General features: G+C 61.7%; 23 protein-coding genes. 6 read left to right on the top strand and 17 right to left on the bottom strand.

All coding sequences use genetic code 11. From position 1 onward, the window contains the following. Positions 1 to 385: 385 nt before the first annotated feature. The 14 genes from ICA15_RS16060 to ICA15_RS16125 form a co-directional block, all read right to left on the bottom strand. On the bottom strand, positions 386 to 2,398 hold the full coding sequence (locus ICA15_RS16060) for a DNA topoisomerase III (protein WP_202758158.1): 2,013 nt from the start codon (positions 2,396 to 2,398) through the stop codon (positions 386 to 388). A 283-nt stretch (positions 2,399 to 2,681) separates the two neighbouring features. Beyond that, positions 2,682 to 3,122: a single-stranded DNA-binding protein gene (locus ICA15_RS16065; protein ID WP_028690961.1), complete on the bottom strand. Its 441-nt coding sequence runs from the start codon at positions 3,120 to 3,122 to the stop codon at positions 2,682 to 2,684. Between the two features lie 73 nt (positions 3,123 to 3,195). Beyond that, positions 3,196 to 3,723 carry a DUF3158 family protein gene (locus tag ICA15_RS16070; protein WP_028690962.1) on the bottom strand — a complete coding sequence of 176 codons (528 nt, stop codon included), beginning with the start codon at positions 3,721 to 3,723 and terminating at the stop codon, positions 3,196 to 3,198. Next, complete coding sequence (locus ICA15_RS16075; protein WP_028690963.1) at positions 3,720 to 4,499, bottom strand: PFL_4669 family integrating conjugative element protein; 780 nt, start codon at positions 4,497 to 4,499, stop codon at positions 3,720 to 3,722. The genes ICA15_RS16070 and ICA15_RS16075 overlap by 4 nt, the downstream gene beginning before the upstream one ends. A gap of 318 nt (positions 4,500 to 4,817) precedes the next feature. Further along, positions 4,818 to 6,050 (bottom strand): STY4528 family pathogenicity island replication protein, encoded by a 1,233-nt coding sequence (locus ICA15_RS16080; protein WP_028690964.1) that lies wholly within the window; start codon positions 6,048 to 6,050, stop codon positions 4,818 to 4,820. 3 nt (positions 6,051 to 6,053) lie between these two features. Then, positions 6,054 to 6,614, bottom strand: a complete 561-nt coding sequence (locus tag ICA15_RS16085) for a DUF2857 domain-containing protein (RefSeq protein WP_023093474.1) — start codon at positions 6,612 to 6,614, stop codon at positions 6,054 to 6,056. Between the two features lie 15 nt (positions 6,615 to 6,629). Continuing rightward, positions 6,630 to 8,288 carry a ParB family protein gene (locus tag ICA15_RS16090; protein WP_028690965.1) on the bottom strand — a complete coding sequence of 553 codons (1,659 nt, stop codon included), beginning with the start codon at positions 8,286 to 8,288 and terminating at the stop codon, positions 6,630 to 6,632. After that, positions 8,281 to 8,529 carry a hypothetical protein gene (locus ICA15_RS16095; protein WP_019726333.1) on the bottom strand — a complete coding sequence of 83 codons (249 nt, stop codon included), beginning with the start codon at positions 8,527 to 8,529 and terminating at the stop codon, positions 8,281 to 8,283. The genes ICA15_RS16090 and ICA15_RS16095 overlap by 8 nt, the downstream gene beginning before the upstream one ends. Continuing rightward, positions 8,513 to 9,388: a ParA family protein gene (locus tag ICA15_RS16100; protein WP_028690966.1), complete on the bottom strand. Its 876-nt coding sequence runs from the start codon at positions 9,386 to 9,388 to the stop codon at positions 8,513 to 8,515. Before ICA15_RS16100 ends, ICA15_RS16095 begins: the two co-directional genes overlap by 17 nt. A gap of 42 nt (positions 9,389 to 9,430) precedes the next feature. Next, the gene (locus tag ICA15_RS16105; protein ID WP_009459729.1) at positions 9,431 to 9,643 is read right to left on the bottom strand and encodes an AlpA family transcriptional regulator; all 213 of its coding nucleotides are present in this window, start codon (positions 9,641 to 9,643) and stop codon (positions 9,431 to 9,433) included. A gap of 118 nt (positions 9,644 to 9,761) precedes the next feature. Then, the gene (locus ICA15_RS16110; RefSeq protein ID WP_028690967.1) at positions 9,762 to 10,514 is read right to left on the bottom strand and encodes a hypothetical protein; all 753 of its coding nucleotides are present in this window, start codon (positions 10,512 to 10,514) and stop codon (positions 9,762 to 9,764) included. 927 nt (positions 10,515 to 11,441) lie between these two features. Beyond that, complete coding sequence (locus tag ICA15_RS16115) at positions 11,442 to 12,080, bottom strand: LysE family translocator (RefSeq protein WP_150605204.1); 639 nt, start codon at positions 12,078 to 12,080, stop codon at positions 11,442 to 11,444. Between the two features lies 1 nt (position 12,081). Beyond that, positions 12,082 to 12,852 carry a 2OG-Fe(II) oxygenase gene (locus ICA15_RS16120; RefSeq protein ID WP_210554041.1) on the bottom strand — a complete coding sequence of 257 codons (771 nt, stop codon included), beginning with the start codon at positions 12,850 to 12,852 and terminating at the stop codon, positions 12,082 to 12,084. An 89-nt stretch (positions 12,853 to 12,941) separates the two neighbouring features. Then, positions 12,942 to 13,568, bottom strand: a complete 627-nt coding sequence (locus ICA15_RS16125) for an alanyl-tRNA editing protein (RefSeq protein ID WP_150605206.1) — start codon at positions 13,566 to 13,568, stop codon at positions 12,942 to 12,944. Positions 13,569 to 13,658: 90 nt separating this feature from the next. Here ICA15_RS16125 and ICA15_RS16130 point away from each other — a divergent pair, with 90 nt between their 5' ends. After that, on the top strand, positions 13,659 to 14,657 hold the full coding sequence (locus tag ICA15_RS16130) for a LysR family transcriptional regulator (protein WP_210554040.1): 999 nt from the start codon (positions 13,659 to 13,661) through the stop codon (positions 14,655 to 14,657). A gap of 104 nt (positions 14,658 to 14,761) precedes the next feature. Here ICA15_RS16130 and ICA15_RS16135 read toward each other — a convergent pair whose 3' ends face one another. Beyond that, positions 14,762 to 15,169 carry a PA2817 family protein gene (locus tag ICA15_RS16135; RefSeq protein WP_150605208.1) on the bottom strand — a complete coding sequence of 136 codons (408 nt, stop codon included), beginning with the start codon at positions 15,167 to 15,169 and terminating at the stop codon, positions 14,762 to 14,764. 88 nt (positions 15,170 to 15,257) lie between these two features. Next, a complete protein-coding gene (locus ICA15_RS16140) occupies positions 15,258 to 17,705 on the bottom strand; it encodes an acyl-CoA dehydrogenase (protein WP_210554039.1) in 2,448 nt (815 codons plus the stop codon). 250 nt (positions 17,706 to 17,955) lie between these two features. On the opposite strand from ICA15_RS16140, the gene ICA15_RS16145 reads away from it, so the two are divergent. From ICA15_RS16145 to ICA15_RS16160, 4 genes are all read left to right on the top strand, one after another. Beyond that, complete coding sequence (locus ICA15_RS16145) at positions 17,956 to 18,615, top strand: transglutaminase-like domain-containing protein (RefSeq protein WP_210554038.1); 660 nt, start codon at positions 17,956 to 17,958, stop codon at positions 18,613 to 18,615. 43 nt (positions 18,616 to 18,658) lie between these two features. After that, positions 18,659 to 19,282, top strand: a complete 624-nt coding sequence (locus ICA15_RS16150) for a glutathione S-transferase family protein (RefSeq protein ID WP_210554037.1) — start codon at positions 18,659 to 18,661, stop codon at positions 19,280 to 19,282. A 135-nt stretch (positions 19,283 to 19,417) separates the two neighbouring features. Further along, positions 19,418 to 20,350: an ABC transporter ATP-binding protein gene (locus ICA15_RS16155; RefSeq protein ID WP_150605212.1), complete on the top strand. Its 933-nt coding sequence runs from the start codon at positions 19,418 to 19,420 to the stop codon at positions 20,348 to 20,350. Then, positions 20,347 to 21,126, top strand: coding sequence for an ABC transporter permease (locus ICA15_RS16160; protein WP_150605213.1), 780 nt, complete (start codon positions 20,347 to 20,349; stop codon positions 21,124 to 21,126). Before ICA15_RS16155 ends, ICA15_RS16160 begins: the two co-directional genes overlap by 4 nt. A 155-nt stretch (positions 21,127 to 21,281) precedes the next feature. Here the strand turns inward: ICA15_RS16160 and ICA15_RS16165 are convergent, their stop codons facing one another. Next, positions 21,282 to 21,800: a DUF2062 domain-containing protein gene (locus ICA15_RS16165; protein WP_150616030.1), complete on the bottom strand. Its 519-nt coding sequence runs from the start codon at positions 21,798 to 21,800 to the stop codon at positions 21,282 to 21,284. Between the two features lie 136 nt (positions 21,801 to 21,936). On the opposite strand from ICA15_RS16165, the gene ICA15_RS16170 reads away from it, so the two are divergent. Next, on the top strand, positions 21,937 to 24,171 hold the full coding sequence (locus ICA15_RS16170; RefSeq protein ID WP_210554036.1) for a DNA internalization-related competence protein ComEC/Rec2: 2,235 nt from the start codon (positions 21,937 to 21,939) through the stop codon (positions 24,169 to 24,171). Positions 24,172 to 24,205: the final 34 nt, after the last annotated feature.

Here is a 24,205-nt window from a genome sequence, read left to right on the forward strand (position 1 = left end):
GAACCGTCTGCTCATCAGCAATCACACCCGGCGCATGTCGTGGTTCGCGCCGGCATCGTCTGGCGCACATCCGCGCACAAAGGGAGCCCGTTTTTGCGCCGGCGGGCACCGGCACCGAATACCGCTGACCACGAAGGGTCTCCGGGTGGCTCGCGCAGCTTGGCAAGCCACCGGGGGACCCTTCGCAGAGGCGGGAGAAATGCAGATCAGCAGAACGCGCAGGAGGCGGTTCGCGGAGAAGCTACCTTCAGGTCCCGCGGCCGGGGATGACCAAGCGGGACGCGCACACGGACAAGAAGGCGTTGCGCGCTGGGCGTCCCGCAGGGCGTGCGGAACACAGGCCGCGCCGCCGATGGCGGGCACGGTTCACGGGGAACGGGGTCGGTCAGGAGCCTTTGCGGCCGCTGCGGCGCGGGCGCGAGGCACCACGCTTGGACGTGCCGGATTCGACCGGCAGCGTGCCTTTGCAGTCGGGGTAGCGACTGCACGACCAGAATGGGCCGCTCTTGCCGGTGCGCTGGCGCGTCGGTGCGCCGCACTGTGGGCAAGGCGGTCCGTGGGGAACCTTGATGGACAGGGACGTGCTGCCGTACTGCGCGATCAACTGTGAGATCCATGCAGCCTGCTTGCCGATGAATACGTCCAGCGTGAGCTGTCCAGCTTCGATCATGTCCAGCGCCTGTTCCCAGACGGCGGTTGTCCCTGGGTCGGCAATCGCTGTGGGCACCGTGTCGATCAGGGTGAAGGCCGCATCCGAGGCACGGATGGCGCGGCCCTTCTTCACGAGGTAGCCCCGCGTCAGCAGGCCACTGATGATGTTGGCCCGCGTCGCTTCGGTGCCGATGCCGACCGTATCCTTGAGCTTCTGTTTCAGGCGCGGGTCCGAGACCAGTTTGGCGACGCCCTTCATGGACTTGACCAACTCGCCCTGCGTATAGGGCCGAGGGGGCAGCGTCTTGAGCGCCTTCAGATCGACGTCGGCCACCTGACATGCCAGGCCCTCGCGCAGCGCGGGCAGTACCTGGCTGCGCGCCGCAGGGTCGCCATCCTCCTCGGATTGCGGTTCGGCCAGCACCAGGCGCCACCCCTTGACGACGACCTGCTTGCCGGTGGCCGCCAGCGTCTGCTGGCCGCAGGAGAGGTTCGCCACATTGCGGTCGAACTCGTGGTGAGGAAGGAATTGCGCCAGGTAATGCGCCCGGATCAGCCGATACACTGCCAGTTCCTTCTCACTCATGGTCGAGAGGTTCGCCGGTTCGAGCGTCGGGATGATGCCGTGGTGAGCAGACACCTTCGCGTCGTTCCAGGCGCGTGAGCGTTGAGTGCGGTTGAGCTGGTCCATGATCGGTCGCAGCAAGGGATCGGTCTTGACCAGGCTGTCGAGGACCGTTGGCACCTCGGCGAACATGCTTTCGGGCAGGTAGCCCGAATCGGAGCGCGGGTACGTCGTGGCCTTGTGCGTCTCGTATAGGGCCTGAGCAATGTCTAAGGTCTCCTGCACATCGAGCCCAAGCTGCCTGGAACACACCTCCTGCAAGGTCCCCAGGTCGAACGGCAGCGGCGGGCCTTCCCGCACGCGCTCGGTTTCGACCGCCACCACCTGGGCGCTGTCCGCGGCGCGGATCTGCTGCGCGGCGTGCTGCGCGATGGGCTGCTGCAGGCAGCGGCCGGCGTCGTCGGTGCATGCTTTCGGGGGAACCCACTGCGCGGCGAAAGTCTGGCCACCGGCGGACAGGGACACGTCGATGGCCCAGTACGGCACGGACACGAAGGCGGTGATCTCGCGGTCGCGGTCCACGACCAGTTTGAGCGTGGGGGTCTGGACGCGGCCTACCGACAGCACGCCGTCGTAGCCGGCCTGCCGTCCCAGCACCGTGAACAAGCGGCTGAGGTTCATGCCGACGAGCCAATCCGCCCGAGAGCGCGCCAGCGCCGAGTAGTACATCGGCAGCGTCTCGGCCGATGGCCGGAGCTTGCCGAGTGCCGCGCGGATGGACGCATCGTTGAGCGCCGACAACCACAGCCGTTCGATGGGACCGCGGTAGCCGCACAGGTCGATGATCTCGCGGGCGATCAACTCGCCCTCGCGGTCGGCATCTGTGGCGATGACAAGCTGGGTCGCCTTAGCCAGAAGCGCCTTGACGACTTTGAACTGCGTGGCGGTTTTAGGTTTGACCTCGACCCGCCAGTGCTGAGGAATGATGGGCAACTGCTCCAGCGACCAGCGCTTGAGCGCCGCGTCATAGACCTCGGGGGCTGCCGCTTCGACGAGATGGCCGATGCACCAGGTGACGGTGACGCCGGAACCGTTGAGGCAGCCTTCACCGCGCTGCGTGGCACCGAGAATTCGGCCAATGTCTTTGCCCTGGGAGGGCTTCTCGCACAAGAACAGCCGCATGTCCGTCCATCCCGATTCCCGTTGTTCATGGAGTTGCTGGAATCGAGGATGCCGAGCGCCACCTGGGGTAGCAGCAAACAAGCCGCATGCGCCGGCGACCGCTTTCACGCCGATGGAATGGCTCGGGCGGGGATGGCGCGTGGCCGCAGGTGTGCGGACCAGTAGCCGCGATTTGCGGGAGCGCGTGGAAGTCGATGGACGTTGATGGAGCTATCCCCAGGGGATAGCTTGCGGGGTGCATGGAGGGCGGCGAAGCACTACGGCGGCCGCCCTCCATGCCGGTTCACTTCCTGCGCTTCGCCTCCTTCGGCGCGGTCGATTCCTGGGCAGCCTGTGGCTTCGGTTCTGCCTCCTGCGGCTTCGGACTGAGGGCCACGGACTCGATGCGGTACGGCAGGATGCCGACGCTGCGCGCGTTGATCTGCCAGGTCTCGCGCGGCTGATCTTCGTTGTCCGTCCAAGGCTCGCGCTCCATGCGGCCGATGACCAGCACGCGCATACCTTTCTGGTACAGGTCCTTCCAGTGCTCGGCGTCGCGGTGCCAGATTTCCACCGGCGCCCAGAAGCCGCCGCGGTCCTCGAAGGTGCCATCCTTCTTGGGTACGGGGTTGTCGAAATAGACGTTCAGGCGCAGCAAGCGGCTGGGTTCGTCATTGCCGTTGGGGAATTCGCGGTACTCCGGTGGCGAGCCGATGTTGCCTTCGCCAGAAAAATGCGTGCTCATGGTGTGATCTCCGTGGTGGTTGAAATACCCGTGCCTCGTCGGCGCCGGGCGCGTGCTGGGATGCCCGGCGCAATCACCGATCGCGCATTGCGGCAGGAACGGACGTGAGCCGGTGCAGGTAGGCGTCGTCCGCCTCGGCGGCCTTGCTGGCGCATTCCTGCGCCTGCCTGCCCAAGGTGTGCAGCAGGCTGATCTGCATGTTCAACGTGATGCGCTGCAGCTCGATCGCGTGCAGGTCGGCCAGCAGGTTGACGGGTGTGCTGCTGCTGGCGATCAGCTCCCGCCACAGCGCCACGCCCATGGCCGACCTGTCGTGCCTGCGCCAGCGCAAGAAGACGGTTCCTGCGCCAGTGGTCTGTTGGGCCAGTTCGATGGGCAGAAGGTGGAAGGGGTGCCCGCATGCTTGCTCCAGCACCTGTCGCTGTGCCAGGGCAATCAACTCGTCGCGCATGGCGAAGCACTGGCTGGCCCAGGCCTCGAAGTCCCCTTTACCCTTAAAAGGCTTTAAAAGGCCTTTTAGAGAGGCCGCGTGTTCCAGCCGCATGAAGGCACCCTGTTGCAGGCCCCGGAAGTAGCGGGTCGGTTGGTTCAGATCGTTCATGCGGGCTCGTCCTCGCCGGCTGACGCTTCGGGCGGCTCTGCGGTGGCGGCTTCGTCGCTGGGCGGAGGCGCTGTGGCAGGACCGTCGCCGCGCTGTTGCAGGCCACGGCGCACGACGGGTGGCGCAAACTTCGAGCGGCGTGTCCCCTCCAGCACCTCCTGCGGCAGTTCGCCGTACTTCTCCAGCGCGACTCGCGCAGCGGCGTTCTTCGCCGCGAAATCGTCGCGGGTGCAGCCCGAGTAGCGATACTGCTGGGCCAGCGAGAACAGGCTGCGCAGCGCGTGCGCGCCCTCGTTGAGCCAGCGTTCCAAGGTGCTGCGGTCGATGAGCGCGGTGTGGTGGGCGAGGATCAGCTTGCGGGCGATGTCGTCGTAGTCGGCCAGGAGATAGACCGCGGCAAAGCCGAGCTGCGCGTTGACGAAGAGCGGGAGCTTGACCGGCTGCACGTTGAGGTTTTCGCCCAGGCTGAGCGCCGGTGGCACGCTCGCCAGCGCCTGGTCCACCTGCTCGCGCAGCGATTGCAGCGTGACCTTGGTTTGGTCGAGCTTGTCCTCGATGCGCAGCATCCACCAGTCCGAGTACGGGTCGTCCTGCTCCGAGCCCCGCCGCATCTTGTTCATCTGGGCGATGTAGCCGTTCAGGCCGACGATGCCCGGTCGCCCCTCGGCGGCGGCGCGGCCGTGCCAGATGCGGGAAGCGTGATGGGTGTGCAGGGTCAGCGACATCGCGCTGCGCAGGGAGCCGAGATTCAGTTGCAGAGGTTCATTGGTTGCCATGGTGTCCGCTCGTTGTTGGAAAAGGAGCGGCCAGCTTCGGCAGGAAGCGGAAGGCAGTCAGTCAAGAATCCGAATCCCGGCGGGCCCCGGTTTAGGGCGCGGCGGTTGCATGCGGCGCGAGCTATCCCCAGGGGATAGCTCCATGGAGCGTCAACGAACGCTGCACGCCGGGATCAGGGTAGGCAACACCGATGCTGCGGCAGATGGTCGATCCCAGGCCTGCGACAACTTGGCGTTGTGCCCAGCAGCGGAACTATCCCCAGGGGATAGCTCTATTGGCGGCCATGGGCATCTACTTTCACCGACTTGCATGCCGGCTCACTTGCTGGCGAGCAGATTGCGTAGCCGCTCGATGTGCTGCTTGGCGACTTCCGGCGGCACTGGCTTACCCTGCGGCTGAGGTGGCGGTGCTGCTGGTGGCCGCTCGTTTGGCGGGACGGGTGCCGATGGCGCGTCTTTCTTGGCCCAGGCATTGAACTCGCCATGGATGGCGCGCTGGATGATGCCGAACAGATACCCCGCAGGATTGCGGATGCCATGACTGCTGCATCGTGCGGCCCAGTCGTCCAGCACGGCCTGTCTCAGCGCGGCATCGACCTGCTGCAATGCCACCCTGGCACCTGTCTGCTGCTCTGCCTTCAGTTCCGTGAAGCGCTTGGGCCATTGCAGATCGCCCAGCGCGCGCGCCTGCGCGGTAGTACGTACTTCATTAATACGACTACTACGTACTGTACGGGCCTGCTTCGGATTCCGAAGAGAGGCGTCTGGCGCGGGTTTCGCCCCTGCTTCGGATTCCGAAGACGGGTCGTCCGCATTCCGAAGAAGGCTCGATGCTCCTTCTTCGGAATCGTGGGCGGCATCCTCCTGTGGATAACTTTCGGCGGCCGTGATGCCTTGGCTGGCGAGGCGTTCGGCCAGGACCTGTAGCCGCGACGGCAGTGTGCGTCCGGAGAGCATCGGATCTTCCGCGATCTCCTTGAGGGTGTTCAGACCGACCATCTGGACAGCCTTGGCCGAATGGCCGAGGGACTGGCTGACCAGTGCCAGGTAGTCGGCGTCGAGCTGCATGGCCTCGAAGGGCGTCAGTGGTTCATCGTGCAGAACGTAGAGGTTGCCGAGGATGCGGCCGGTCTTGGGGTCACGCCGTCGCCGTACCAGGCTCAACCATCGGGTGAGGCGCAACAGCGTCAACGCTCGGGCCACGGTTTCATGCGAGGCCTGCCCGGCGCAGGGCATCGACGCCAGCCAGGGTCGAAGCTGCTCATACGTCGGGAAGGCTGTCATGCCGTCGTCGTTGAGCATCAGCCGGAACACCTGCCAGGCGTTGCGCTCCAGCGGCGTCAGGCGACGGTCGAGGAACAGCCGCCGCGGCACGGTCTCGTGCCGGTTGCCGCTGAAGAGGAAGGCATCGCCTGACGTGGCGGGCGTCGGCGTAGGCACGGGTGCTGGCGCACTGGGGCTGGGCTTGGGCGCGAGGTCTTTCAGGGCAGCATCGAACAGATCCGCGAGTGCGACGGGGCCACGGCGTGGTGCGGTGTCGTCCACGGCCATGGCTCAACCCAATCCCTGATCGACCCAGCTCTTGATCGAGGCCCAGACCACCGACAGAGGCAGCGACATGCCTTCGGCCAAGTCCATGGTAGCGTCGAGGATGGAGGTTTCGTCTTCGAGATCGACATTCCTGCTGCCGGTCACGGCCTTCCATTGCCGCCACAGCTCCGTGTCCTGTTTCTCGTCCAGCACGGGGTGGCGGCCCTTGCGCTTCGGCAGGCCGAGGATTTCGCGGCGAAGCGCCACCTCCTGGTGGGTCAGGCCATAGAACCGACTGACCATCTCGGTGCTCGCGCCCAGCCTGAGCATGCGATCGACCGTGGCGATTTCCTTCTCCACGTCCTGCGCCTGCTTGAGCAGTCGCCGGAGCACTTCGCGGTTGACCGTCACCGAGCACCAGGAGACGTTAGCGTTGGCGAGCACGCTGATCAGCGCGGGATGCTTGAGGGCGTCCAGTTCTTCCTCGCCAAACCCCATCAGTTTGCACCGGCGCAGTTGCCCATTGCGCAGGTCATAGAGGGCCTGGGCGATGACGGCCTGGTTGAGTGGGTGTGGTGCGGACATGCTGGCCTCCCTCGCTCACATTCCAACGCCTTCAGCGCCGGCTTCAAGGTCGAGCAGGCGCCGGGCCAGCCGCAGCAGCCGGAACAGCTTGACCAGCGAGGTATCGCTCAATCGCTGGGCCGCATCACCCTGGCCGTGCAGCAGCGCCGGCAGTTCGATGACGATTTGCCCGTCGTGCAGGCCGACGTCGGCGGGCCGCTGACCGGCCAGGCACGCTAACAGCGCGAGGACGGCACGGCCCAGCGGTGCCGAGCTTTGGGTGCGGGCCCGGCAGACGAAACCGATACCCTCTGCACGGTCATCAATGCACTCGTCCAGGTCTGCCTCGCCCGCGATTTCGCGGGCGAACTGTGCGATGTGGATGCGCAGGCGCTCGGCTGTGTCCACGCCGGGATCGATGTACCAGACATCGGAGATCGGATAGAGCCCGCCAGCCTGCACAGGGATGGACTGCAAGACACTCGCCGAGAAGTCGAGCGGCAGCGCATCACCCAACTGGTCGGCGACCATGCGCTGAATGGACTGGAGCCGTTCGGTCGTCGGTGCCGGCGAGACGATGTGCTCCCGAAGCAGATCGCCACCCACCGCAGGGTTGGCCGGACTTGCCTGGCTGGCATCCGTGTCGCTCTCGCGCGTCGAAGGCGTTGCCGCAGGTCGGCCTGCAGGCGGCGCTGCGGATGCAGCCCCTGCGATGGGTGGCGCAGTGTTGGCAGGTGGGCGCGCGATGGTTCCCGGCTCCGGCAACGCAGGCGGCGTCGATGGCGGCGTTGGGTCGCTGACCAAGGCGCGCTGCCGGCTCTCGGATTCGGTCATGTCCAGGGCGAGCACGTCGTAATCGACACCCAGCATCTCGGCCATCTGGCCGATCAGCTCGTCCTGTACACGCTGCGCGGAGAACTCGTCGGCCTGGACGTCGAATTGCGACAGCACTTCCTGGAAAAATTCGTCGAAGTCCTGAACCAGTGGGCGACCCTTGGCGTAGCGCTCCCACGCGAGCATGCAGGCTTTGCGCATGACCGACAGGCGTTCGACCTGATGGCGACCGAGACCGCCATAGAGCACGGTGGGGATCGCGGGCAGGAGATACTGCACCGCGTCGTTCATGCGGCTGATGTGCGACTGTTGTACCGGGAAGCCATCGGCGGCGAGGCGGCGGGCCAGCTCGGACTGGCTCAAGGTGGTGCCGCTTTCTTGCTCGTAGAACTCGCGCGCCTTCTCGACGCCGAGGGCGCGCTCGATGAACGTGAGGCCCCCGCGCAATTCGTTCTCGGCCAAGTGGCCGGTCAACATGACGACTTCGCCGCGGCTGGGCCACGGCCGGAACAGGCACGATACACGGAAAAACCGCTCGTCCTTGGTCTCTGACCATAGTTCGCGCAGGATCGCCAGCCGAGTATTTCCACCGTTGCGGATGATGTAGTGGGACTCACCTGGTCGGCGAGTGATGGCCGGCGCTGCGTCCAGACCGCGCTCGCGGATGGACGCCTTGATTTCCTCGTAGGCCGGGTTGCGTTTTTTCCTGGGATCGTGGTCGTAGGGGCGCAACTGATCTAGGGTCACGACCATGGGGGTGTCGGCGATCGGGTCGCTCAAGGTCGAGGCTGACGGGCCGCTGCGCTCGAACCCGGCCGCGAGCAGCTTGCCAGCCATCTGCTGGGAGGTGATCTCAGCCATGGCCGCCTCCCTGCGCTTGGTATCGGGCCTCGCGCTCGGCGCGGCGGATTTGCGCACGGGCATTCAGGGTCGCCCGGTGGTCGCTTGCCGTCGAGCTGGTGTAGATCGCGGCGCAGCCAGGCTTGGTGAACTTGAGGTGGCCGCCAGGCGTGCGTTTGACGTGCCAACCTTCGCCAACCGCGAACTCGATCAGGGCGCGAAGCCGCTTGTGGCCTCGGGCTAGCTCATGTGCGTTCGCCATGGGACCTCCCGGCATCAAGAGGGTGTGGCGGACGGCCGGACACCATGGCAAATCGGTGCCGCCATTGCGGAAATAGTTCGTCTGCGAGGCCGCGCATGGTGTCGAGCGCGGCGAGGGCGACTCTGCCCGGCGGCTGGCGGTATTCGACCCGATGCACTGGCAATCCGCGCGTAGCTGCACGCGGATACGCCTCGATGGCCGGCACGTCGGTGGCCAGCACGCGGATGCCGGCGTGGTCCTGGAAAAGATCGCGCAGGGCCTGCTGGATCAGCCGTGCATTGGCTGACACAGGGTGGACGCGATTGATGAGCAGATGCAGAGGTGGAGGCTCGATGCCCAGGTGCCGGTAGGGCGCAATGTCTTCGAGCAACTGCATGGTGCCGCGCCGCAGCTCGCGCGCCGCGAGAATTTCCGGGGTCACGGGCGACAGCGCGAGGTTGGAGGCGAGCACCGCCATCTCCAGCAGCACCGAGCGCGCACCTTGGGTGTCGATCAGCACCAGGTCATAGAGAGGCGCCAGGACCGGCAAGAGATGGCGCAACCGTAGGCGCCCATCCGGCGTGTGCAGCAGCAAAGTGTTCAGCTCGCCTCGGTGGTCGTTGGAGAGCACCAAGTCCAGGCCCTCGATGTTCGTGCGGGACACAAGCAGCCCGAGGTCGCGCTCGTTGAAGGCCAGCAACTCGTAGATGCCACCAGGTGCGCGGTGGCCTAGCTCGTAGTACGAGGACAAGGTGGGCTGCACGTCGAGGTCGAGCAGCAGTACACGCAGCCCCGCGTCCGCGGCAAGCCCGCCGAGGTTCGCGGCCGTGGTGGTCTTGCCGACGCCACCTTTGGTTGAAATGATGGATACGACCTGCATGGCGTTCTCCGTGTGAGGATGGGAAGTCCGCTGGAGAACGGGTCAGGCCCGGTTGTTGACGCGCTCGGCGATCCACTGATCGATCTCGATGGAGTCCCAACCGACCGCGCGCACGCCCAGGCGCAGCGCCTTCGGGAACAGGCCTTTGCGCATCAGGTTGTAGATGTGGGCGCGTTTGAAACCCGACTTGGTTTCGACTTCATCAAGCCGCAGGATGCGGCGCTCGCTTGCGGGCAGTGCAGGTGTTTGCGACATGGCGGTCACTCCTGAACGCTCAGTGGCGTTTGTTGGCGTGACCTCCATTCAATAGACATGGATGGGAAAAGACATTGCAAATGCAATCTCCGCGATTGCACATACAAGATGGAAAACCTCAGACTGTTGCGCTACGCAGCCGGCGTCTGGCCGTGGCGAACTTGCCGTTTAGCGTCCGCTCCGCGATCCCCATTGCGCCGCTGTGATGGGCGACCAACGCGCTGACCACCGCCTCCTGCGTCTTGAAGCTGGAGTACGGAACGCCGGAAGGCGACTGGCCGAGCATCAGGTCCAGCATGCTGCCGATGATGTTCAGGTAGGTGGCTTCGGCGCGATCACTGATCAGGCACTGTGCGCCAGCAGAGGGCGCCATCTGCTTGAGAAGCGCTCCGTGCTTTTCCTGCAGCTCATGCAGTTGGCGTTTGTACTGGTCCAAGGTGGACTTCAGGGCCAGGCGCTCGACTAGCATCGCCTGCCCAGTTTCCACCGAGATGAAGGGATGGGCGATGCGCTCGCTCCGGGAGAAAAGGAAGCACGGTCGTTGCTCGGGATAGTGCTGGCGCATCCAGCGCTTCAGATCGACGTGGCGCACCGTCAGATCAGGGGAGTCGATCAGCGCGGAATCGCGCGTCGTGATGCCGTTCCGTCCGAAGGGCAGTTCTCCATTGAGGATGCCGTCGAAGATGCGTTCGGTGCAAAGCCGCAGCTCGTCACAACGTGGACAGTCCAACGACTGCGGCAGGCGCCTTGGCGACGAAATCGAAGCCAGGATCACCTGCTCGTATCGCAGCAGCCCGGCCCAGCGGATGGACGCTTCGATCGGGCGATAGAACACCTTTGATGTTGGTGCATCATTCTTGTTCTCGTGCATGCTCCGTCTCCTTCCAGGAGAAGAACTACATGACCGACTCCTTTGTCGCCGACCTCATGGTCGGCCTGTCGCTTGTGTAGGAAGTGGGTCCCGAAGGCCGCTTCGTCATGTGGTTTGAATACTTCTCACCAGTTCGCGCAACTGGTAGTCGTCGTGTGTTCGATGTGCAAAAATCATCGATCAGAAGGTCGAGCATCGGGACGTAGGCTCGACAGCGACGCTCACGCTATCAGGGTCGTGAGAAGTTACGGTTTCTGCAAAACCGTCTAGGTATGACCTGATATGCCAGCGGTCTCAGGAAGCGTGAGGGGGCCGCAATCGTCCTCGAATGTCCAGTCGGACGCAGCAAACCGGCGCCTGTCATGCTTGCCCCGTCATCCTGATATATCGACAAAGAATCGTGTGCGGAAACGCGGTGGCCAGCATGCGCGTTCTTTCAAAGGAGCTTGACCAGAAGGTCGCCTGTGAGTTGTGGTGCAGGCGTTCCTAGGTGGCATCCGAGCTGTGCCATCACCAGAACCATCTGCCTGATCGTCTTCGCGGTGATGGATGCGGGGCAGACGACCGGGCGTGGATGATGAGTTCGAGGGAGTTGCCTACGACGATGTACCGATCGTGGGTCTGGTGTGCTGAGTGCAGCTCTTTGGACGTCTGTGGAACTCTTTGGACGAATTTGTTGCCGAGGACGAAAAACAAGGCTACAATTGAGGTCTTCGCTGGCCAGCCCAACGAAGAAAGTGATTGGGAAACAACGACTTACTGTCCTAGTACACGTCTCGTTTCCCGCTCCAATTTCACAAAAACGCCGCTCAGTGATGAGCGGCGTTTTTGTATGCGCGTTTTATGGATTCTTCTTCTCAAGTATCACGCAGACAAAAAAAGGCCCATCGATGAAAGTCGGTGGGCCTTTTGCGTTGCGTGGGCGAATTACCAGGACAGCATCAGTCGACCGGCAAACAGAATCAGCACGACACCCATGGTACGTTCGAACCAGTGCCCCATGCGCATGAACAACAACCGCACTTTGTTGCTTGAGAAAAACAGCGCGACGATCACGAACCACAGCGCATTCACAAAACACATCCACACACCGTAAAGCGCTTGAATCTCCAGCGGTGTGCTGGCGCTGATGATGGTGGTGAATATCGCGAGGAAGAACAGCGTGGCTTTGGGGTTGGTGGCATTAGTCAGAAAACCGGTACTGAAGGCTTTGAACAGCGTTTGTTCGGCGACGGGCTCATCGGCGATTTTGTCACCCTCGAGTGTCGATTTCGGCTTGCTGCGCAGCAGGCTGACACCCAGATACAAAATGTAGGCACCGCCAATCACCTTGGCGACCGTCAACAGCCACGGGGTGGTGTGCATCAATGCGCCGACGCCCAGCAAGGTGTACAGCACATGTACGGAAATGCCTGCGCCGATACCCAGTGCCGTGCAAATTCCCACCAGTCGGCCAAAACGCACACTCTGGCGAATGGTAACCGCGAAATCCGGTCCGGGAGCGACCACGGCCAGAAAGTGAATGGTGGCCAGCGCCAGAAACTCGCCCAGGTAGTTCGATAACATCTCAGCTCCAGAAAGTCAGGGGTGAAGCATTGCCGCGGTAGCCGACAAAGAAGGAAAGGCTCAAGCGCGGATCGGTCACGCCCGGCGTTACCGAGTGCATACAGCGCGAATTGAACATGATGAAATCGCCGGGCTCGGGTCGCACTTCGAGGGTGGGCGGGCCGAGCAGTGCCGGATCGATGCCGTAACTTTCGCCGCGCATTTCGTCGAATTGATCCGGCGTAATGTCGTCATCCCACATTTGCAACGCGCCGCCCTCGGTCGGCATGTTCAGGTATACGTTGCAGGCAAATTGCGCCTCGAGGCTGCGGGCCTGAAAACTCTCCGGCGCGTCCTTGGCGAAAATGTCGTGGTGGGCCAGGAAGCACACGCCGGGTTTCACCACGCGCGAAAGGCCGACATACATTTTGCGTCCGTAGAGGTTTTCCAGATGTGCGCCGGCGGGCCAGGATTCGTCGAGCATGCAGCGCAGTGTGTCGACCGGCGACGAGTAGGGCGCACAGCGCTGACGCAGTTCGGCGATGTTGCTGGTGGCCCGTTCGAAATAATCCTCGATCAGTAGCGGCTGGTTTTCCGCTTCATAAAACGCCATGCCGATGCGGCCGATACTCGGTGCGTTGATGTATCCCTCAAAGCCTGGTGCAAGAATCTTGTCGCCAATCCGGATCGCCAGCGGCTCGGGCAAAAAGCCTCTGAGGCGGATGGCGAGGACTTCTTCGTTGGCCAGTTTTTTTATGCACGTCTCATCGAGACGCTCGACGTCTAGCATCATTTTCTTTAGGTCCATCTATCGATAGTCAACGGAATCCGCGCGTGCGGTTCCCCCGCGCCGGCCACTGCGCAGAGCAGCGGCCGAAATGCTCAATCCACGCTGTAGTGGACGGACAGCGTGCCTTTCTTCTGTGAAAGGGACGCGATCGTGACTGTGCCCAGATCCTTCAGGCTACGTACGTGGGTGCCGCCGCAGCCATAGGCTGGCAGCTCACCAAAACCGATTTCCCGCGCGCCTTCGCGCAGTGACGTCAGGCGTGGCAGATCGTGTTCGACCCATTGATCGATACCGAGTTGAACGGATTGCGCGTCGACCTCCTGCGCGGCATCGCCCGGCTTGAATTGCACGCGTCCTTCGTCTGGCCAGTGGTGCGCCTTGATCGGCGTCCAGCCCAGAGCCTGAACGAAATGCCCGATCAAATGACCGGCCGAATGCATGCGGGTATTGAAGCCACGGCGCTGTTCGTCGACGCGGATACAGGTCATGCCGAGCGGTACCGGTCGGTCGACGAAGTGGATGATTCGATCCGGTTCCTGCACCACGCGCAGCACCAGACTCTCGCCAATCCAGCCGGTGTCACATGGCTGGCCGCCACCTTGCGGATGAAACAAAGTGGCGCGCAGCACTACTGCGAATTCGTTCTCTTGGGGCGTGCAGTCGAGGACTTCCACATTGGCCTTGAGGTCATCACTATGGAAAAAGAGGCGAAGCGTCATATTCCATGCCCTGATTAAAGTTTCTATTTTTATTATATGAATCGTGCAATAACGTGATAATCCGTTCAAACATCAAAGGACTTGTGCGCTGTGAGCATCAATCTCCCGCTACCACTGCTCGGCGAAATGGCGATTTTCGTCAAGGTCGTGGAGACCGGCAGCTTTTCTGAGGCCGCGCGCCAGCTCGGTTCATCTCCGTCGGCGGTCAGTCGCAGCATTTCTCGGCTGGAAAAGGCGTTGGCTACGCGGTTGTTACAGCGCACCACGCGCAAATTGCGGCTGAGTGACGGCGGGGAAGAGGTGTTCAAGCGTTGTCAGGAGATGGTCAGCGCCGCCAAATCGGTGATGGAGATCAGCGGCCAGTTCACCCATGAAGCCGAGGGCCTGATACGCGTCAGTGTGCCGAAGGCGGTGGGGCGTTTCGTGATTCATCCGCACATGCCCGAGTTTCTGCGGCGTTATCCCAAGGTCGATGTAGAGTTGTTGCTGGAAGACCGGCAGGTCGATCTGATTGACGATCATGTCGATCTGGCGATCCGCATCACGGATCGGCCACCGGCCGGGCTGGTCGGGCGGCAACTGCTGACCATCGATCATTTGCTCTGCGCTTCCCCGCAATACCTGGCCGAGCACGGTACGCCAACGCATCCCCACGATTTGCTCAATCACAGCTGCATTTATCTGGGCGAAACCCCAAGCGATGCGCGCTGGAAATTCAAAAAGGGCACCAAAGCAGTGACGGTGGGGGTGCGCGGTCGCTATGCCGCCAATCACACCGGCGTGCGCTTGGGTGCGGTGTTAAAGCACATCGGTATAGGCAGCCTGCCGTATTTCACCGCGCGCTATGCGCTGGAGCAGAAGTTGGTGGTGCAGGTGCTGCCAGACTGGGCGTTCCTGGCTTCATACCATGGTGGGCTGTGGTTGCTGCATTCGCCAACGCGCTACCTGCCGCCGAAGTTGCGGGTGTTTATCGACTATCTGGTGGAGTGTCTGGAGAAAGAGCCGACCTTGAGCAAGCCGGGGAAGCCGGGTGGGGTGGTTAACGCAGCGATGGCGTATGAGTTACCGGAAAGCGAGGGATTGTTGTAGCGTAAAAGCAAAAGATCGCAGCCTTCGGCAGCTCCTACATGGGAACGTATTCTCCTGTAGGCGCTGCCGAAGGCTGCGATCTTTTGATCTTCAGCAGATAAAAATCAGTGCTTGCTGTCCTGAGCAGACATCGCCATCAGCTGTTTTTCCTGATTCCAGTCGAACGGCTCATCGTTCTGTTCAGCCTCGAAGCGACGTTCTTCCAGAGCCTGATACATGTCGATCTCTTCATCGGACAGGTAGTGCAGGCAATCGCCAGCAAAGAACCACAGCAGATCGCGCGGGATCAGGTGGGCAATTTGCGGATAACGGCTGATCACTTGAGTCAGGATGTCCTGGCCCAGGTATTGGCTTTCGATCGGTTCGATCGGCAGTGAAGCGAGCAATTCGTCGAAGCGCTCCAGGAACAAGGCATGGCTTTCTTCGGGAACCTGTTCGGCCTCACCTACGGCGACCAGAATACTGCGCAGATGGTCGAGTAACACAAGATGATCGGCAACGACGTTGGACACGAGATAAGTCCTCAAGAGCAAAACGGGCGCAGGAGTATAAAGCTCCTGCGCCCTTTTTTCACGGGTAACGGTCAGGCGGTTGCGGCGATCAGCGCACTTTGCCCTCTGCCAGCTCCAGTTCCTCTTTGTCGAAGTCATCGACATCGATCACCTTGCGCCGTGCTGCTTCGGCATCGCGCAGGCTCTGCGCTTCAAGCGGTTGCAACACACCTGCTTCCAGCGCCGCATCAATGGCGTGTTCGCCCGCCACCGGTTTGACCTGGCCGCTTTTCAACGAAGTGTGCAGTTTTTTGTGCAGTGGCTGCGCGGCATTCAGCAGATCGCTGGCGTGTTGCAGCGCACCGACAGCATCGTCCGCCGATTGCGGGCGATAGCAGCCGGCAAGCAGTTCTTCCAGCGCCGGATCACCTTTGGCGCGGCCGATGACACCTGCCACTTCGGCACCGAGTTTGTCCGACGGGCCTTTATGACGACGACCGAACGGGAACACGATCACGCGCAACAGGCAGCCGAAGACCTTGTTCGGGAAGTTGCTCAGCAGTTCATCCAGCGCTCGTTCCGACTGGCCGAGGCTTTCTTCCATGGCCCATCTGAACAACGGCTCCATGTAGGCCGGCGAATCCAGATCGTGATAACGCTTGAGCGCAGCGGAAGCCAGATACAGATTGCTCAATACATCACCCAGACGTGCCGACAGGCGTTCGCGACGTTTCAGTTCGCCGCCCAGCAGCATCATGCTGAAGTCGGCGAGCATGGCGAACGCAGCCGCCTGACGATTGAGTGCACGGAAGTAGCCCTGACTGATCTTGTCGCCCGGTGCTTTTTCGAAATGACCGAAGCCCAGGTTCAGAACCAGCGTACTGGCGGCATTGCTCACGGCGAAGCCGATGTGTTTGAGCAGCAGGCCATCGAATTCTTTCAGTGCCTGATCCTTGTCCTCGCGACCCGCCAGAGCCATTTCCTTGAGCACGAACGTATGGCAGCGAATCGCACCCTGGCCGAAGATCATCAGGTTGCGCGAGAGAATGTTCGCGCCTTCCACAGTGATGAAGATCGGTGCACCGTTCCAGCTGCGTCCCAGGTAATTGTTCGGGCCCATGATGATCGCTTTGCCGCCGTGTACATCCATGGCGTGGCTGATGCATTCGCGACCGCGTTCGGTGAGGTGATACTTGAGGATCGCTGACAGCACCGAAGGTTTCTCGCCCAGATCCACCGCGTTGGCGGTGAGCATCCGCGCGGCGTCCATCATCCACGCGTTACCGCCGATGCGCGCCAGCGCTTCCTGAATACCTTCGAATGCCGACAGCGGCACGTTGAATTGCTCACGAATCTGCGCGTACTGGCCGGTTACCAGGCTGGTGAACTTGGCTGCGCCGGTGCCCACTGCCGGCAGCGAGATAGAACGGCCGACCGACAGGCAGTTCATCAGCATCATCCAGCCTTTGCCGAGCATTTCCTGACCGCCGATGAGGAAGTCCAGCGGGATGAACACGTCTTTGCCCGAGTTCGGCCCGTTCATGAACGCGGCGCCAAGTGGCAGGTGACGACGACCGATTTCCACGCCCGCCGTGTCGGTTGGGATAAGCGCCAGGCTGATACCGAGGTCGGTCTTGTCGCCCAGCAGGTGATCCGGGTCATAAGCCTTGAACGCGAGGCCGAGCAGGGTGGCTACCGGGCCGAGGGTGATGTAGCGCTTTTCCCAGTTCAGGCGCAGACCGAGAACTTCCTCGCCTTCCCATTGGCCTTTGCAGATGATCCCGGTGTCGGGCATCGCGCCAGCGTCGGAACCGGCCAGTGGTCCGGTGAGGGCGAAGCAAGGAATGTCGTCGCCACGGGCCAACCGTGGCAAGTAGTGATTACGTTGTTCATCGGTGCCGTAATGCAGCAGCAATTCGGCCGGGCCGAGGGAGTTGGGCACCATCACGGTGGAAGCGAGGTCGCCGCTGCGCGTGGCGAGTTTCATGGCCACTTGCGAGTGGGCATAAGCCGAAAAGCCTTTGCCGCCGAATTCCTTGGGAATAATCAGGGCGAAGAAGCCGTGCTCCTTGATGTGCGTCCAGGCTTCTGGCGGCAGGTCCATCGACTGGCCGATCTGCCAGTCCGTGACCATTGCGCAGAGTTCTTCGGTCGGGCCATCAATGAACGCCTGTTCTTCTTCGCTCAATTGAACCTTGGGATAGGCCAGCAATTTGTCCCAGTCCGGACGACCACTGAACAGCTCGCCATCCCACCAAACGGTGCCAGCATCGATCGCGTCGCGTTCGGTCTGCGACATCGGCGGCAGGGTTTTCTGGAACCAGTTGAACAGCGGCGCGCTGAAATGCTTGCGGCGCAGATCGGGCAACAGCAAAGGTGCTGCAACGACCGCCAATACGACCCAGAGCACCAGCAGCAGCAAGCCTGGCGCGTGGCCGAAAATCCCCATTGCCAAAAGGTAGACGGCAACGATGCCCAGCGCGGGCAGCGGGGCGATGCGCCGGTGGGCGAGGTACGCCACACCAATGATCAAAACCAGTATCCACAACAACAGCATATTTCAGTCCTCCGTGAACCAAGGCAAATCGACCCTCCACAGCTTAGACGGCATCTGCGAAACCGGGTGGTCAGAGCAAGGTGATTGAAATCGTGGGAAACCCCGGATGGTTTTCGTAGGTTCGGTGGGCAACACGTGTGGGAAATCGTTCGCTTATTCCGCGCCTTTGCGTCCAAGTTTGGCCGAAACGTCGTTATCTCTGTGCTTGAGCTGTCGCTAGACTCGAGGCTCACCCAGGAGATCTGTCGTCATGCGCGAGTATCTGAGTTCCGGCCGCTTCATCGATAGTGACCACCCGGCGGTGGTGGAGTTCGCCGAACGACATCGTGGTGTCAGCCGCGATCCGCGTGAGCAGGCGATCAGCCTTTATTACGCCGTGCGCGAGGCAGTGCGTTACAACCCCTACACCTTCAGCCGTGACCCGCAAACTTTGTGCGGCAGCTATGCGCTGGCAGCGGGGGAGAGCTATTGCGTACCCAAAGCCACGCTGCTTGCCGGTTGCGCACGCCATTGCGGTATTCCTGCGCGCATCGGGCTGGCCGATGTCAGAAATCACCTGTCGACCCCGCGTTTGCTTGAATTGCTGAAAAGCGATGTGTTCGCCATGCACGGCTACACGGAGCTGTTTCTGAACGGTCGCTGGGTCAAGGCGACCCCGGCGTTCAACCAGCAACTCTGCGAGATGTTCAACGTCGCACCGCTGGAATTCGACGGCATCAATGACAGTGTTTTCCACCCGTTCAACCGTGACGGCGCGCAACTGATGGAGTATCTGGTCGATCATGGCCAGTTCACTGATGTGCCGGAAACCTTCTTCTTCGAACACCTGGAAAAATGCTATCCGCACCTGTTCGGCGATCATCAGCCGCAACTGTTGGGTGACATGCACAGTGATGTAAGCCGTCTCTGATCCGGCGTATGCTGCCTGCCCACTCATGTGCAAAGAGGCGGTCATGCTGAAGATCTGGGGACGGAAAAACTCATCGAATGTCAGGAAGCCACTGTGGGCTGCCGAGGAATTGGGCCTGGCTTACGAGGCGATTGATGCCGGTGGCGCATTTGGCGTCGTCGACACGCCCGAGTATCGGGCGATGAACCCGAATGGTCGGGTGCCGGTGATCGAAGATGACGGTTTCGTGCTGTGGGAATCCAACGTCATCGTCCGTTATCTGCTGGCAAAACATGCACCGAACAGCGCGTGGTACTCCGCCGATCCGCGAGCCCGCGCTGTCGCCGACAAGTGGATGGACTGGACCACTTCGAGTTTTGCCGGCCCCTTCCGCACCGTGTTCTGGGGCGTGGTGCGCACCCCGGCCGAGCAGCAGGACTGGCCAGCCATTCGCGCCGCAATCAAGGAATGCACCGAGTTGCTGGCCATGGCCGATCAGGCCCTCGCCGACCAAGCTTACTTGTCCGGTGACGAAATCGGCATGGGCGATATCCCGCTCGGCAGTTTCATTTATGCCTGGTTCGAGATGCCCATCGAGCGTGCGCCGCAGCCTCATCTGCAAGCCTGGTACGAGCGCCTGAAGCAGCGTCCGGCGTACCGCAAAGCAGTTATGACCGCGTTGACTTAATACCTACTATCGACACACTTGACTGTACTTGTGCGGCGGCGGCACGCACCATTGCGCTCTTGCGCCGCGGTTGAATTCGCCGTCGCGTGCCCTTATTCAGTCTTTCTTCCCTTCACCATGGTGCGTAAATCAGATATGAGTTCCGCTCTGTCCATCCGGCAGCTAACCAAAACCTACGGCAACGGGTTCCAGGCCTTGAGTGGTATCGATCTGGACGTCGCCGAAGGTGACTTTTTCGCCTTGCTCGGCCCTAACGGCGCCGGCAAATCCACGACCATCGGCATTCTTTCGACCCTGGTGAACAAGACCAGCGGCACGGTGAATATCTTCGGTCATGACCTGGACAAGAATCCTGCGCAGCTCAAGCGCTCGATTGGCGTGGTGCCCCAGGAATTCAACTTCAACCAGTTCGAAAAGACTTTCGACATCGTCGTGACCCAGGCCGGTTACTACGGCATTCCGGCGAAGATCGCCAAGGAACGCGCCGAGCAGTACCTGACCCAGCTCGGTCTGTGGGACAAGCGCGATGTGCCGTCGCGTTCGCTGTCCGGCGGCATGAAGCGGCGGCTGATGATTGCCCGCGCGCTGGTGCATGAGCCGCGTCTGCTGATCCTTGACGAACCGACTGCCGGGGTCGACATCGAGCTGCGCCGTTCGATGTGGACGTTCCTCACCGAACTGAATGAGAAAGGCATCACCATCATCCTCACCACGCACTATCTGGAAGAGGCCGAGCAACTGTGCCGCAACATCGGCATCATCGACCACGGCACCATTGTCGAGAACACCAGCATGCGTCAGCTGCTCGGTCAGTTGCATGTGGAAACCTTCCTGCTCGACCTCAAAGGTGATCTGGCTGCCGCACCGCAACTGGTCGGCTATCCGGCTCGTCTGGTGGATGCGCACACGCTGGAAGTCCAGGTCGACAAATCGATGGGCATTACCGCGCTGTTCGGCCAATTGGCGTTGCAGAACATCGAAGTGCTGAGCCTGCGTAACAAAACCAATCGCCTCGAGGAGTTGTTCGTGTCCCTGGTGGAGAAAAATCTGTCGAAGGTGGCGGTATGAGTTCCGAGTTACGTCCAAACCTCGTCGCCCTCCAGACCATCGTTTACCGCGAGGTCAAACGCTTCACGCGGATCTGGCCGCAGACGCTGCTGCCGCCGGCGATCACCATGGTTTTGTACTTCGTGATCTTCGGCAATCTGATCGGTCGGCAGATCGGCGAGATGGGCGGCTTCACTTATATGGAGTACATCGTGCCGGGGCTGATCATGATGTCGGTGATCACCAACTCCTATGGCAACGTGGTCTCGAGCTTCTTCGGCAGCAAATTCCAGCGCTCGATTGAAGAGCTGATGGTTTCGCCGGTTTCGCCGCACACGATCTTGATCGGCTACACCTGCGGCGGCGTGCTGCGCGGTTTGATGGTCGGGGTGATCGTGACCATCCTGTCGCTGTTCTTTACTGATTTGCAGGTGCATCACCTGGGTGTGACCATTCTGGTGGTGGTGCTGACGGCGACGATTTTCTCGCTGCTGGGCTTCATCAACGCCGTGTTTGCGCGCAACTTCGATGATATTTCGATCATCCCGACCTTCGTGCTGACACCCCTGACGTATCTGGGTGGCGTGTTTTACTCGATCACCCTGCTGCCGCCGTTCTGGCAGACCGTGTCGATGGCTAACCCGGTGTTGCACATGGTCAATGCGTTCCGTTACGGCATTCTCGGAGTGTCGGATATCCGCATCGGCATCGCGATCACGTTCATGCTGGTGGCGACGGTGGTGCTGTATATCGGCTGTGCGCGGTTGCTGGTGAGTGGGCGCGGGATGCGCACGTAATACGCACATGTAGGAGCTGCCGAAGGCTGCGATCTTTTGATCTGGCTTTTAAATGCAAGATCAAAGGATCGCAGCCTTCGGCAGCTCCTACAGTGGGATTGTTGTCAGTTCAGGCAACACAAAAAACGGCCTCCATTGCGGAGGCCGTTTTGCATTCAGGACATGCGTTTTTTCTTGCGCCGCGCCCATTGCCTGGACACCCACCAGCGCCAGTACATCATCACGCCGAAATAGGCGATGACGCCAAGCACCAGTCCGACCACGACCGAGCCCAGCAAAAACGGTTGCCACAGCGTCGACAGTTCACCGCTGATCCATTCCCAGGTCAGCTCATCCGGCAAGTGCCGCGCCGGCACGTCCATCAACCAGGCGCCGGTCTGATAGGTGCAGAAAAACACCGCCGGCATGGTGATCGGATTGGTCAGCCACACCAGGCTGACGGCAATCGGCATGTTGCCTCGCACTACCACGGCCAGTGCCGCGGCAACCAGCATCTGAGCGGGAATCGGCAGGAAAGCGGCGAACAGCCCAACCGCCATCGCTCGGGCCACCGAGTGGCGATTGAGGTGCCAGAGGTTTGGGTCATGCAGCAACTTGCCGAGAAAGCGTAAGGATTTGTGTTCCCTGATGCTCGTCGGGTCGGGCATGTAACGTTTGAATAAGCGCCGGGGCATAAGGCTTCTCGGTCGGTTAAGGCGGCAAGTATGTCTGGATTCCATGAACGGCCCATTCAGACTTTGTGACAATTGTTGACGGCGGTCGTGCCAAATACCCGCTATGCCTAAGTTCGGGACTCTCAAGGACGGGCTTATGCGCACAGGGATGATGGCGCTGGCAGTCGGTTTGCTTGCTGCGATATTTATGCCGGCGTTACCGCCGGTCTGGTTGATGGTGTTGCTGGCGGTCGTGGCTTTGATGCTGCTGCCGTTTCGCAGCTACCCATTGGCTTTTCTGCTTTTTGGTTTCACCTGGGCTTGCGTCAGCGCGCATTGGGCGTTGCAGGATCGCTTGCCGGTGGCTCTGGATGGCGAAACCCGTTGGCTCGAAGGGCGGGTAGTCGGGTTGCCGCAAAACAGCGACGGCGTGGTTCGTTTCGAATTGGCGGACGCCCATTCGCGCCACGGCAAACTGCCGTCACTGATGCGCCTGGCCTGGTACGCCGGGCCGCCGGTCAGCAGTGGCGAACGCTGGCGCCTGGCGGTCAAGCTCAAGCGCCCAAACGGGTTACTCAATGCGGACGCCTTTGATTACGAAGCCTGGCTACTCGTACAACGCATCGGTGCCACGGGCACGATCAAGGAGGGTCAGCGTCTTGGCGAAGCGCGATGGGCGTGGCGCGACAGCATTCGTCAGCGCTTGCTGGCGGTCGACGCGCAGGGCCGGGGTGGGGCGCTGGCGGCGCTGGTGCTGGGCGATGGCTCGGGCCTGAGTCGCGAGGATTGGCAGATTTTGCAGGACACCGGCACCGTGCATTTGCTGGTGATTTCCGGCCAGCACATTGGAATGCTGGCGGCGGTGATGTACTTGCTGGTCGCCGGGCTGGCCCGATATGGTCTGTGGCCGCTGCGGTGGCCGTGGCTGCCTTGGGCCTGTGGCCTGGCCTTCGCCGCGGCACTCGGTTACGGGTTACTCGCCGGATTTGATGTGCCGGTGCGACGGGCCTGCGTGATGGTCGGGCTGGTACTGTTGTGGCGTCTGCGCTTTCGCCATCTCGGCGCCTGGTGGCCACTGTTGCTGGCGTTCAATGGCGTGCTGTTGCTGGATCCGCTGGCCAGTCTGCGCCCCGGTTTCTGGTTGTCCTTCGCGGCGGTGGCGGTGCTGATCTTCACCTTTGGCGGGCGTCTCGGGGCATGGCGCTGGTGGCAGACCTGGACGCGGGCGCAATGGTTGATCGCGATTGGTCTCTGCCCGATGTTGTTGGCGCTGAATCTGCCGATCAGCCTCAGTGGGCCGTTGGCGAATTTGCTGGCGGTGCCTTGGGTCAGTCTGGTGGTACTGCCCCCGGCATTGCTCGGGACGCTGTTGTTGCCAGTGCCGTATGTCGGCGAAGGGCTGTTGTGGCTGGCGGGCGGTTTGATCGACTGGCTGTTCCAAGGCCTGGCGCTGATCGCCGGACAGTGGCCGGCGTGGATTACGCCGTCGCTTCCCGCGTGGGCGTTGGCTATCGGCAGCCTCGGTGCCGTGCTGTTGTTGCTACCGCGGGGCGTGCCCCTGCGTCCGTTGGGCTGGCCATTATTGTTGATTCTGGTCGTGCCGCCACGGGAGCGGCTGGACGCCGGACTGGCCGATGTCTGGCAACTCGATGTCGGCCAAGGCCTGGCGATTCTGATCCGTACTCGTCATCACGCGCTGCTCTACGATGCCGGGCCGCGGTTTCGCGATTTCGATCTTGGCGAGCGTGTTGTCCTGCCGGCCTTGCGCAAACTGAATGTCGAGACACTGGACCTGATGCTGCTCAGCCATGCCGACGCCGATCATGCCGGTGGTGCTTTGGCCGTTGCGCGCCGTTTGCAGGTGAAGCAAGTCATCAGCGGCGATCCGCCGGGGCTGCCAGCCGAACTCAACGCGCAGGCGTGTGAAAGTGGCCAGCAATGGCAGTGGGACGGTGTCAGTTTTCAACTCTGGCAATGGGCGGACGCTCACGACAGCAATCAGCGCTCCTGCGTGTTGCAGATCGAGGCCAATGGCGAGCGCCTGCTGCTGACCGGCGATATTGATACACACGCTGAAAGAGTCTTGCTGCAAAGCCCTCTGAACGTAGCAACGCAATGGCTGCAAGCCCCGCACCACGGCAGCCGCAGTTCATCGTCGATGGCACTGCTCAAAGCGTTGAAACCCAATGCCGTCTTGATATCCCTTGGCCAGGGCAACTCGTTCGGCCATCCGCATCCGATTGTCATGGCGCGTTATCGACAGCAGGGCCTGCGTATCTACGACAGCGCCGAGCAAGGTGCCATTCATCTGCAACTGGGCACGTTCAAACCACCGTGGACAATGCGCCAGTACCCGCGTTTCTGGCGTGAACCGCCGCTGTCCTCCCATTGAACGGGGCAAGCGTGAAGGCGACATCACGGTCGTC

It is taken from the genome of Pseudomonas sp. P116 (assembly GCF_020149425.1).
Lineage (GTDB): Bacteria > Pseudomonadota > Gammaproteobacteria > Pseudomonadales > Pseudomonadaceae > Aquipseudomonas > Aquipseudomonas anatoliensis.

Excerpts from the sequence above, each read along its gene's own strand:
- ICA15_RS16060 (WP_202758158.1), bottom strand. The coding sequence starts at position 2,398 with ATGCGGCTGTTCTTGTGCGAGAAGCCCTCCCAGGGCAAAGACATTGGC.
- ICA15_RS16065 (WP_028690961.1), bottom strand. The coding sequence starts at position 3,122 with ATGAGCACGCATTTTTCTGGCGAAGGCAACATCGGCTCGCCACCGGAG.
- ICA15_RS16070 (WP_028690962.1), bottom strand. The coding sequence starts at position 3,723 with ATGAACGATCTGAACCAACCGACCCGCTACTTCCGGGGCCTGCAACAG.
- ICA15_RS16075 (WP_028690963.1), bottom strand. The coding sequence starts at position 4,499 with ATGGCAACCAATGAACCTCTGCAACTGAATCTCGGCTCCCTGCGCAGC.
- ICA15_RS16080 (WP_028690964.1), bottom strand. The coding sequence starts at position 6,050 with ATGGCCGTGGACGACACCGCACCACGCCGTGGCCCCGTCGCACTCGCG.
- ICA15_RS16085 (WP_023093474.1), bottom strand. The coding sequence starts at position 6,614 with ATGTCCGCACCACACCCACTCAACCAGGCCGTCATCGCCCAGGCCCTC.
- ICA15_RS16090 (WP_028690965.1), bottom strand. The coding sequence starts at position 8,288 with ATGGCTGAGATCACCTCCCAGCAGATGGCTGGCAAGCTGCTCGCGGCC.
- ICA15_RS16095 (WP_019726333.1), bottom strand. The coding sequence starts at position 8,529 with ATGGCGAACGCACATGAGCTAGCCCGAGGCCACAAGCGGCTTCGCGCC.
- ICA15_RS16100 (WP_028690966.1), bottom strand. The coding sequence starts at position 9,388 with ATGCAGGTCGTATCCATCATTTCAACCAAAGGTGGCGTCGGCAAGACC.
- ICA15_RS16105 (WP_009459729.1), bottom strand. The coding sequence starts at position 9,643 with ATGTCGCAAACACCTGCACTGCCCGCAAGCGAGCGCCGCATCCTGCGG.
- ICA15_RS16110 (WP_028690967.1), bottom strand. The coding sequence starts at position 10,514 with ATGCACGAGAACAAGAATGATGCACCAACATCAAAGGTGTTCTATCGC.
- ICA15_RS16115 (WP_150605204.1), bottom strand. The coding sequence starts at position 12,080 with ATGTTATCGAACTACCTGGGCGAGTTTCTGGCGCTGGCCACCATTCAC.
- ICA15_RS16120 (WP_210554041.1), bottom strand. The coding sequence starts at position 12,852 with ATGATGCTAGACGTCGAGCGTCTCGATGAGACGTGCATAAAAAAACTG.
- ICA15_RS16125 (WP_150605206.1), bottom strand. The coding sequence starts at position 13,568 with ATGACGCTTCGCCTCTTTTTCCATAGTGATGACCTCAAGGCCAATGTG.
- ICA15_RS16140 (WP_210554039.1), bottom strand. The coding sequence starts at position 17,705 with ATGCTGTTGTTGTGGATACTGGTTTTGATCATTGGTGTGGCGTACCTC.
- ICA15_RS16145 (WP_210554038.1), top strand. The coding sequence starts at position 17,956 with ATGCGCGAGTATCTGAGTTCCGGCCGCTTCATCGATAGTGACCACCCG.
- ICA15_RS16150 (WP_210554037.1), top strand. The coding sequence starts at position 18,659 with ATGCTGAAGATCTGGGGACGGAAAAACTCATCGAATGTCAGGAAGCCA.
- ICA15_RS16155 (WP_150605212.1), top strand. The coding sequence starts at position 19,418 with ATGAGTTCCGCTCTGTCCATCCGGCAGCTAACCAAAACCTACGGCAAC.
- ICA15_RS16160 (WP_150605213.1), top strand. The coding sequence starts at position 20,347 with ATGAGTTCCGAGTTACGTCCAAACCTCGTCGCCCTCCAGACCATCGTT.
- ICA15_RS16165 (WP_150616030.1), bottom strand. The coding sequence starts at position 21,800 with ATGCCCCGGCGCTTATTCAAACGTTACATGCCCGACCCGACGAGCATC.
- ICA15_RS16170 (WP_210554036.1), top strand. The coding sequence starts at position 21,937 with ATGCGCACAGGGATGATGGCGCTGGCAGTCGGTTTGCTTGCTGCGATA.